Genomic DNA, 8,453 nt, shown 5'->3' with positions numbered 1-8,453 from the left:
GCGCCATAGACCAGGGCCATCGTTTACGCAGGGGTTCGGGCATCGATCCGAACGCCCAGTCGCGCTCCTTTGGCCCAGATTGCACCGATAACGTTGCCGACATGTCGGCAAATACAAGGCGTAAATCAGGACAATTTAGTGCGCATGGAGGATGGCGGCACATGTTTTCGACATACGTCCGCTTTTATTCCCGGTCGAATGATTTTCCTTGTCCCGGCCAGGTTGCGTGCGCCGATTTCTGAGGACGGCCTGATATTGCAACGCAGCATAACTTCCTTTTTCAGTAGGTAATAAAGTTGCTAAGAAAATTAGAGACCACGCATGAGCGCCGTTGCATACGAGAAATCCCTCCACTAAGACTCCGGGCGAATTACCGACAGCGACGGCGATGATGTCGTCGGCGCGGTTGGTTTTGCTGAATACCTTCACCGCTGGTCTTTCGGGCTACAACAACGGGCTTAGATCGAGGTCACTGAATGTTCACCCGCAATCCGTTCGCCGAGCTTTCGGCGACCATCTCTCCCGCTGTCATGCAGTGGTTCGTCATCGTCATGATCGCGTTCGTCGTGCTCGGCACGCTCTACGACATGGCTCATAAAGGGAGCGCCAAGTACTTCTTCGAGAATTGGCGCAAGTCGAAACAGAGGAGCGAGCGCAGCCTCGGCGGCGGCGAGTTGATCTCGATCGCCATCCAGACCGGCCTCGGCCCGGTTCTGATGTCCTCGGAATTCTGCAACGTGCGGCGCCGCATCTCGCACCTGCTGGGCATGTACGGTTTCGTCGCCTATGCGCTGGCGACCTTCATGATGGTGTTTTACTACCCGACCTCGGCCGACGCCGGCATCTGGGCGCCCCTGTGGTGGATCGGCGGCTTGATGGTTTGCGTCGGCGGATACTGGTTCTGGTTTTTCATCCGCGCCGACGTCAGCGCCGAGGGCCAGTCCCCGTTCCGCCTGATGAAGGCCGACCTGTTCATCCTGTCGATGCTGGCCAGTTGCACGGCGGGTCTGATCTGGGCCTACCTGCAGCACGCGGGCAGCGGCTGGTCGACCCTCTTCCTGGGGATCTACTTGATCGCCACGATAGCGCTGTTCGGCGGCGTGCCCTGGTCCAAGTTCTCGCACATGTTCTTCAAGCCGGCGGCGGCGTTCGAGAAGAAGGTTTCCGCGGCGACCGGATTTCGCAACAACCTGCCCAAACTGGCGGACCGGACCGATCCGGCCGATCGGGACCGGCACTCCATGGGGCTGTTGAAGGACGCGCCTTTGAACATGGGGCTCGGCATCAAGCGCGAAGCGCCCCGCCACTACTGATTTTAGTCGACATCACCTCTTCCGAACAGAGAGAAACCAGACGATGCCCACTTTCGTTTATATGACGCGATGCGACGGGTGCGGACACTGCGTCGATATCTGCCCGTCGGACATCATGCACATCGATAAGACCTATCGGCGCGCCTACAACATCGAGCCCAACATGTGCTGGGAGTGTTACTCCTGCGTGAAGGCCTGCCCGCAGCACGCCATCGACGTGCGCGGCTACGCCGACTTCGCGCCGCTGGGCCACAGCGTCCGCGTGATCCGCGAGGAGGAAAAAGGCACGATCGCCTGGCGGATCAAGTTCAGGAACGGTACGGAAAAGAACTTCCTGTCGCCGATCACCACCAAGCCTTGGGGCAAGCACATCCCGAAGCTTTCGGAAGTTTCCGGGCCGACCAAGGAAATGCGGGACAGCCAGTTGCTATACAACGAGCCAAAGTACATCCGCTTTGACGACGGCGGGTTGCATACCTTGGAATCGAATGGCCTCAAGTTGAAAAAGGGTGTGGTGTACTAATGGCATACAAAACGATCATCGAAGACAATATCGACATTCTGGTCGCGGGCGCCGGTCTTGGCGGCTGCGGCGCGGCCTTCGAGGCGCGCTTTTGGGGCCAGAACAAGAAGATTGTCATCGCCGAAAAGGCCAACATCGACCGTTCCGGCGCCGTCGCACAGGGTCTGTACGCCATCAACTGCTACATGGGCACGCGGTGGGGTGAAAACAAGCCGGAAGATCACGTGCGCTACGCGCGCATCGACCTGATGGGGCTATTGCGCGAAGACCTGCAGTTCGACATGGCACGCCACGTCGATTCCACCGTCCACCAGTTCGAGGAGTGGGGCCTGCCGATGATGCGGAACCCGAAGACGGGCCGCTATCAGCGCGAAGGTCGGTGGCAAATCATGATCCACGGCGAATCGTACAAGCCGATCGTCGCCGAGGCCGCGAAGAAGTCGGCCGACAAGGTGTTCAACCGCATCTGCCTGACGCACCTGTTGTTGGACGAAGCCAAGCCGAACCGCATCGCGGGCGCCGTCGGGTTCAACGTCCGTACCGGCGACTTTCATGTCTTCAAGTCCAAGACCGTAATCTGCGGCGCGGGCGGCGCGTCGAACATCTTCAAGCCGCGGTCCACCGGCGAAGGCATGGGGCGCGTCTGGTACGCGCCGTGGTCGTCGGGTTCCGCGTACGGCCTAATGATCAACGCCGGCGCGAAGATGACGCAAATGGAAAACCGGATCGTGCTGGCCCGTTTCAAGGACGGTTACGGCCCGGTCGGCGCCTACTTCCTGCACCTCAAGACCTACACGCAGAACTGCCTGGGCGAGGAATACGAATCGAAGTGGTTCCCCGAACTGCAGAAGATGGTCGGCAAGGAATACCTGGATCCGGAACTTGCGCACCGGACCCATCGGCCGATTCCGACCTGCCTGCGCAACCATGCGATCATCTGCGAAGTGAATGCGGGTCGCGGGCCGATCCACATGGTCACCATGGAAGCCTTTCAGGACCCCCACCTCGAAGAAGTGGGCTGGGAGAACTTCCTCGGCATGACCATCGGCCAGGCCGTTCTGTGGGCCGCGAACGACGTGGACCCGAAAAACGAAAACCCGGAAATCACCACTTCGGAACCGTACGTCATGGGCTCGCACGCGACTGGCAGCGGCGCCTGGTGCTCGGGCCCCGAGGACGTCTCGCCGCCGGAGTATTTCTGGGGCTACAACCGCATGATGACCATCGAGGGGTTATTCGGTGCGGGTGACGCGGTCGGCGGCACGCCGCACGCTTTCTCGTCCGGTTCGTTCACCGAGGGACGTCTGGCCGCGAAGGCAGCCTGCAAATACATCGACGACGGCAAGGGCGAAGGCATCGTCGTTTCCGACAGGCAGATCGAGGAGTTCCGCCAGCAGGTTTACAAGCCGCTGGAACATTACAAAACTTACCGGAACGAAATCGTCGCCGGCGACGTCAATCCCAACTACATCAACCCGCGCCAGGGTCTCGACCGTCTGCAGAAAATGATGGACGAGTATTGCGGCGGCTCAACGGTCAATTACATGACCAACGAGAAGCTTCTCAACATCGGCCTCAAGAAGATGAAAGTGCTGGAAGAAGACCTCGAAAAGTTGGGCGCTTCGGACATCCACGAACTGCTGCGTGCTTGGGAATTGAAGCACCGGCACCGGACGGCCGAATGTGTCATGCAGCACACGCTGTTCCGCAAGGAAACCCGTTGGCCCGGTTACTACTACCGCGGCGACGCGATGAAGTTGGACGATGCGAACTGGCACGTGCTGACGGTTTCGCGCCGCGATCCGAAAACCGGCGAATACACGATGGAAAAAGCTCCTGTGTATCACCTCGTCGGCAAGGACGAGTAGCGGATCACCGGGCGGGAGGCCGAACCGGCCGCCCGCCCGGCGGCCGTAAGGTGAGCGTGTTCGACGCAGTTTTTGCGCAACCTGACGCGGTCGGACTCGGCAGATAAAACGGCAGTCAATGAGCATTATTGAGAAGACCGACGATGAGATTCTCGCCATTGCCAACCCGCTTTGGAGCCACCTCATTAAGGCTTCGAACGACGGCAAGTACGGGGAATTTGTCAGGCATTTCTCGTATCGGCTTCTCAAGGGGCTGAACGAAGTCGAGGTGGGCAAGCAGTTCGCGCATAGCGAACTGACGCGGAACTTGTCCGAATCGGTCGAATTCATCGGCACCATCCGCCGGGGCGACTACGTGACGGTTCTTTATCGGACACGAAGCACGAAGAAGAAGGGCGAATGGCTCGGCCGTCTCGTCCTCGGCTACGAAGACGGCGAGATCAAGATTTTCGGGGCATCCATCTTCTGACCGGCTGGAACGGACCCGACATGAGAGAAGCGATTCAGAACAACAAATATGTCGAGCTGGCGTACCGGGTGATCGACAAGAAATCGGGCGAAATCCTGATCGCGGTCGAATTCCCGATCGGCTACGTGCACGGTGCCAACGATATCTTGATGCCTTCCGTCACCAAGGACCTCGAAGGCAAGGCCGCGGGCGACGTCGTCGAGGTGTCGTTCAACGGCGATCAGATTTACGGCGCCAGGGACGAATCGCTGGTGTTTACCGATTACATCGAAAACGTTCCCGAAGAATACCGGAAAGTCGGCACCACCATTATGGCCGAGAATGATAAGGGCAAAGCCCGCAGCTTCATTGTTACCCGGATCGACGACAAGACGCTGACCCTTGACGGCAACCATCCGCTGTGCGGCCGGGAAATCGTTTTCAAGCTGGAGATTCTTAACGTTCGCGACGCCACGGAAGAGGAAATCGAAGCAGGCGGACCCGTTGGCGTGGAGCCGGACGTCAATCGATCACTGTTGATGCCGATTTAGAGTTCCTTGATCACGCAATCACCAACCATCGCATGGAGGACACTGAAAAATGAGCGAACCAACGAAAGAGCGGCCGAAAGTTCCTGAAGGTCATGCTAGGTATTTTACGACCAAGCAAAAGGCGCCCACAGAAAAGGGTTTCATCGGTTACGAAACGACGTGGGAGTCCTGGCAGAAGGAAGTCCCGTACACGACGCCGAAGCGGCCGTAACGCGACCTCGTTTCCGCCCAATAAGACGTGACACCGCAGACGCGGGGCCGGTTTCACGCCCTGATCGCGGCCGGCGGCGGCGCGTCCGAGGAATACCATGCCGACATTCGTTTGGACTGAGAAGTGCGACGGCTGCAAGGGTGCCGACGGCGGACCCGCGTGCGTGTACATCTGTCCGCACGACCTGATGAAGCTCGACGCCGGGCGGGGGAAAGCCTTCAACCAGGAGCCCGACCAGTGCTGGGATTGCCAGTGCTGCGTCAAGGCTTGCCCCCAGCAGGCGGTCGAAGTGCGGCCCGGCGCCGACTATGTGCCCATGGGCGGCGCCGCGATCCCGGTGCGCAGCGATAACGCCATCGAGTGGACAATCAAGTTCCGCGACGGTGAGGTGAAACGCTTCACGTTTCCCGTCCGCACCACGCCGGAAGGCAGCATCGACCCCTACCGGGGCAAGCCGGCGGCGGGAAACCTGAAGGATCAGCTTCTGTTCACCGAGGTCGGCCGAACGCTTCCCGTTCTCTGAGCCGAATTTCCACAAGCATTGAGGGCGGTTTCATGGCCGAGCGCACATTCGCCAATCCCGAAGTCGTCGAAATCGCAACCGACATTTTGATTATCGGCGGCGGCATGGCCGCGTGCGGCGCCGCGTTCGAGGCGCGGCGCTGGGCGCCCGCCGACATGAAGGTAATCCTGGTCGACAAGGCCGCCATCGAGCGCTCGGGCGCGGTCGCCCAGGGCCTCTCCGCCATCAACACCTACGTCGGCAAGGACAACACGCCCGAGGATTACGTGCGCATGGTCCACGCCGACCTGATGGGCATCACCCGCGACGACTTGGTGTTCGACGTCGGCCGCCACGTGGACGACACCGTGCATCTGTTCGAGGAATGGGGCTTGCCGATCTGGAAGGACAAAGGCTCCGAGGGCATTCCCTTGAAGGATGGCGGCAAACCGGTCCGCTCGGGCCGCTGGCAGGTGATGATCAACGGCGAATCCTACAAGACCATCGTCGCCGAGGCCGCCAGGAAGGCGCTCGGCGACGACAATATCTTTGAGCACGTGTTCATCGTCAAATTGCTGCTCGACGCCCATCAACCGAACCGCATTGCCGGCGCCATCGGCGTGTCGCTGCGCGAGTACAAAATCTACGTCTTTCGTTGTCAGACAGCGCTGCTCGCCGCCGGGGGCGCGGTCAACATCTTCCGCCCGCGCTCGACCGGCGAAGGCATGGGCCGCGCCTGGTACCCGGTGTGGAACGCGGGCTCGACCTACGCCATGGCGATCGAGGCCGGCGCGGAAATGACGATGATGGAAAACCGCTTCGTCCCCGCCCGCTTCAAGGACGGCTACGGTCCGGTCGGCGCGTGGTTCCTGCTGTTCAAATCGAAGGCGACCAACGGCTTTGGCGAGGACTACGTCAAGAAAAATGCCGCGCTGCTCGCCGAGTTCACGCCCTACGACAAGGCCTCGACGGTGCCGACGTGCCTGCGCAACCACGCCATGCTCAAGGAACTGAAGGAGGGGCGCGGGCCGATCATGATGGATACGCCCTCGGCGATGAAGGCGCTGGCGGCCAAGATGTCGCCCGAGCAGGTCAAGCACCTGGAAGCCGAGGCGTGGGAGGATTTCCTCGACATGTGCATCGGCCAGGCTGCGTTCTGGGCGGGCATGAACATCCGACCCGAGGAAACGCCGTCCGAACTGATGCCGACCGAGCCCTATCTGCTCGGCAGCCATTCCGGCTGCTGCGGCATCTGGGTGTCGGGGCCCGAGGACTTGAACTCGCCCAAAGAGTGGAAGTGGGGCTACAACCGCATGACCACGGTCCAGGGCCTGTTCACCGCCGGCGACGGGGTCGGCGCGTCCGGTCACAAGTTCTCGTCAGGCTCCTTCACCGAAGGACGCATCGCCGGCAAGGCAATGGTCAAGTTCGCCACCGACCACAGGGGATTCAAACCCGCGTTCAAGAAGGCGATCACGGCCCTGGTCGAGGAGATTTACCGTCCGGTCCGTAATTACCTGGAGCACAAGGACAAGACCACGGCGGAGGACGTCAATCCGTTCTACATCACGCCGCGCATGTTCCAGATGCGCCTGCAAAAAGCGATGGACGAATACGTGGCCGGAACGTCCACCTATTACCAGACCAATGGCAAGCTGCTGGCCCAGGGGCTGCACCTGCTCCACATGCTGAAAGAGGACAGCGCCCATATGCGCGCCAAGGACCCGCACGAACTGTTGCGCGCGTGGGAGAACTATCACCGCTTGCTCACCGCCGAGGCTCATCTTCGTCACATCCTGTTTCGCGAGGAAACCCGCTACCCCGGTTTCTTCTACCGGGCGGATTTCCCGAAGCTCGACGAGGCCAACTGGCATTGCTTCGTCAATTCGCGCATGGACCCCAGAACCGGCCAATGGACAATGATGAAGAAGCCTTGGGTCGGCCTGGTCGAGCACTCGACCATGAAAAAAGCGGCGGAATAGCCGCCGGCGCCGAAGCGGGTCTTGCCGGGCGGCGGGCGCGCGGTTATGTCAGGGTCCCATGAGCGATTGGCGCGACCAGGACGGCGAAGGCGCCCCTCTTGCGCCCGAACATGAAATGGGCGCGGCGGCCGAACAGGCCATGCGCAACCGTGCCCGCCCAATCGAACTCGAAATCTTCGACGGCATCCGTACCGGCCGCGGCGAACCGGTGCTGCCGGTGCGCCTCAAGCCCGAAGACGTGTTCGCGTTCCGCTGTCATAAAGGCGTCGCGTGCTGGAATGCGTGCTGCCACGATACCGATATCATCTTGACGCCGCTCGATATCCTCCGGCTCAGTCGGCGCCTTAAAATCCGCCCGCGCGAATTCCTCCTTCAATACGCTCATCCGGCAATCCATGAACCCTCGAGCCTGCCGGTCGCCAAGCTCAACATGCGGCTGGAAGGGACGCGCGCGCCATGCGTCTTCGTGCACGCGGCCGACGGTTGCACCGTTTATGCCGACCGGCCCGACGCCTGCCGATACTACCCGCTCGGCTTCGCCACCGTGAAGCTGCGCGACGGGGAAGGTACGGCGAATTTTCATTTTCTCGTCAAGGAAGTCCATTGCCTTGGCCACGCGGAGGACAAGCTCCAGTCGGTCGCCGCCTTCCGGCGCGAGCAGGGGTTGGACGATAATGACCGGATCAACCGGGCCTGGATGGATATCCTGATGAAGATGGTGTCGTGGCGCACCCTTGGCGGCCCCGGCGGCCGGGATATCGCGCCTGAAACCCGGAAGATGTTCTTCATGCTTTCGACCGATGTCGATTCCTTCCGTCAATTCGTGTTCACGACCCGATTCCTTGCGAGCTACCAAGTTGAACCAGCGACGGTGGAAAGGGTGAAAACCGACGACGAATTGTTGCTCGCCCTCGGTTTCGACTGGATGAAGAGCGTGATGTTCAACGAGTCGACGCTTGCCTTGCGCGAGGACGTTCTGCGCCGGGCGATCGCACGCCAGCGCGAAGACGTGGGCGGTGCCTGAGGCCGCCGGGTTCCCCGTGTCCGAACTTCCT

9 protein-coding genes are annotated in these 8,453 nt (G+C 60.7%); 8 read left to right on the top strand and 1 reads right to left on the bottom strand.

Features of this window, described 5'->3' with window-relative positions; genetic code table 11:
• Positions 1 to 135: 135 nt before the first annotated feature.
• Positions 136 to 429 carry a hypothetical protein gene (locus tag FJ311_09615; GenBank protein MBM3951698.1) on the bottom strand — a complete coding sequence of 98 codons (294 nt, stop codon included), beginning with the start codon at positions 427 to 429 and terminating at the stop codon, positions 136 to 138.
• Positions 430 to 476: 47 nt separating this feature from the next.
• Here FJ311_09615 and FJ311_09610 point away from each other — a divergent pair, with 47 nt between their 5' ends.
• From FJ311_09610 to FJ311_09575, 8 genes are all read left to right on the top strand, one after another.
• Positions 477 to 1,313, top strand: a complete 837-nt coding sequence (locus FJ311_09610) for an adenylyl-sulfate reductase (GenBank protein ID MBM3951697.1) — start codon at positions 477 to 479, stop codon at positions 1,311 to 1,313.
• A 43-nt stretch (positions 1,314 to 1,356) separates the two neighbouring features.
• The gene (gene aprB, locus FJ311_09605) at positions 1,357 to 1,836 is read left to right on the top strand and encodes an adenylyl-sulfate reductase subunit beta (protein MBM3951696.1); all 480 of its coding nucleotides are present in this window, start codon (positions 1,357 to 1,359) and stop codon (positions 1,834 to 1,836) included.
• Complete coding sequence (locus FJ311_09600; protein MBM3951695.1) at positions 1,836 to 3,704, top strand: adenylyl-sulfate reductase subunit alpha; 1,869 nt, start codon at positions 1,836 to 1,838, stop codon at positions 3,702 to 3,704. Before aprB (FJ311_09605) ends, FJ311_09600 begins: the two co-directional genes overlap by 1 nt.
• A gap of 118 nt (positions 3,705 to 3,822) precedes the next feature.
• Positions 3,823 to 4,173 (top strand): hypothetical protein, encoded by a 351-nt coding sequence (locus FJ311_09595; GenBank protein MBM3951694.1) that lies wholly within the window; start codon positions 3,823 to 3,825, stop codon positions 4,171 to 4,173.
• 20 nt (positions 4,174 to 4,193) lie between these two features.
• On the top strand, positions 4,194 to 4,703 hold the full coding sequence (locus FJ311_09590; protein MBM3951693.1) for a peptidylprolyl isomerase: 510 nt from the start codon (positions 4,194 to 4,196) through the stop codon (positions 4,701 to 4,703).
• Positions 4,704 to 5,011: 308 nt separating this feature from the next.
• Positions 5,012 to 5,437 (top strand): adenylyl-sulfate reductase subunit beta, encoded by a 426-nt coding sequence (gene aprB / locus FJ311_09585; GenBank protein MBM3951692.1) that lies wholly within the window; start codon positions 5,012 to 5,014, stop codon positions 5,435 to 5,437.
• Between the two features lie 32 nt (positions 5,438 to 5,469).
• Positions 5,470 to 7,398, top strand: coding sequence for an adenylyl-sulfate reductase subunit alpha (locus FJ311_09580; protein MBM3951691.1), 1,929 nt, complete (start codon positions 5,470 to 5,472; stop codon positions 7,396 to 7,398).
• Between the two features lie 58 nt (positions 7,399 to 7,456).
• Positions 7,457 to 8,422: a YkgJ family cysteine cluster protein gene (locus tag FJ311_09575; GenBank protein MBM3951690.1), complete on the top strand. Its 966-nt coding sequence runs from the start codon at positions 7,457 to 7,459 to the stop codon at positions 8,420 to 8,422.
• The last annotated feature ends 31 nt before the right edge of the window (positions 8,423 to 8,453 follow it).

This window comes from Rhodospirillales bacterium, from assembly GCA_016872535.1.
GTDB lineage: Bacteria > Pseudomonadota > Alphaproteobacteria > Rhodospirillales > 2-12-FULL-67-15 > 2-12-FULL-67-15.
The sequence above is the reverse complement of the archived record's forward strand: the minus strand, read 5'-3'. Positions and strand labels throughout refer to the sequence as shown.

Excerpts from the sequence above, each read along its gene's own strand:
- FJ311_09600 (MBM3951695.1), top strand. The coding sequence starts at position 1,836 with ATGGCATACAAAACGATCATCGAAGACAATATCGACATTCTGGTCGCG.
- FJ311_09580 (MBM3951691.1), top strand. The coding sequence starts at position 5,470 with ATGGCCGAGCGCACATTCGCCAATCCCGAAGTCGTCGAAATCGCAACC.
- FJ311_09610 (MBM3951697.1), top strand. The coding sequence starts at position 477 with ATGTTCACCCGCAATCCGTTCGCCGAGCTTTCGGCGACCATCTCTCCC.
- aprB (MBM3951696.1), top strand. The coding sequence starts at position 1,357 with ATGCCCACTTTCGTTTATATGACGCGATGCGACGGGTGCGGACACTGC.
- aprB (MBM3951692.1), top strand. The coding sequence starts at position 5,012 with ATGCCGACATTCGTTTGGACTGAGAAGTGCGACGGCTGCAAGGGTGCC.
- FJ311_09590 (MBM3951693.1), top strand. The coding sequence starts at position 4,194 with ATGAGAGAAGCGATTCAGAACAACAAATATGTCGAGCTGGCGTACCGG.
- FJ311_09595 (MBM3951694.1), top strand. The coding sequence starts at position 3,823 with ATGAGCATTATTGAGAAGACCGACGATGAGATTCTCGCCATTGCCAAC.
- FJ311_09575 (MBM3951690.1), top strand. The coding sequence starts at position 7,457 with ATGAGCGATTGGCGCGACCAGGACGGCGAAGGCGCCCCTCTTGCGCCC.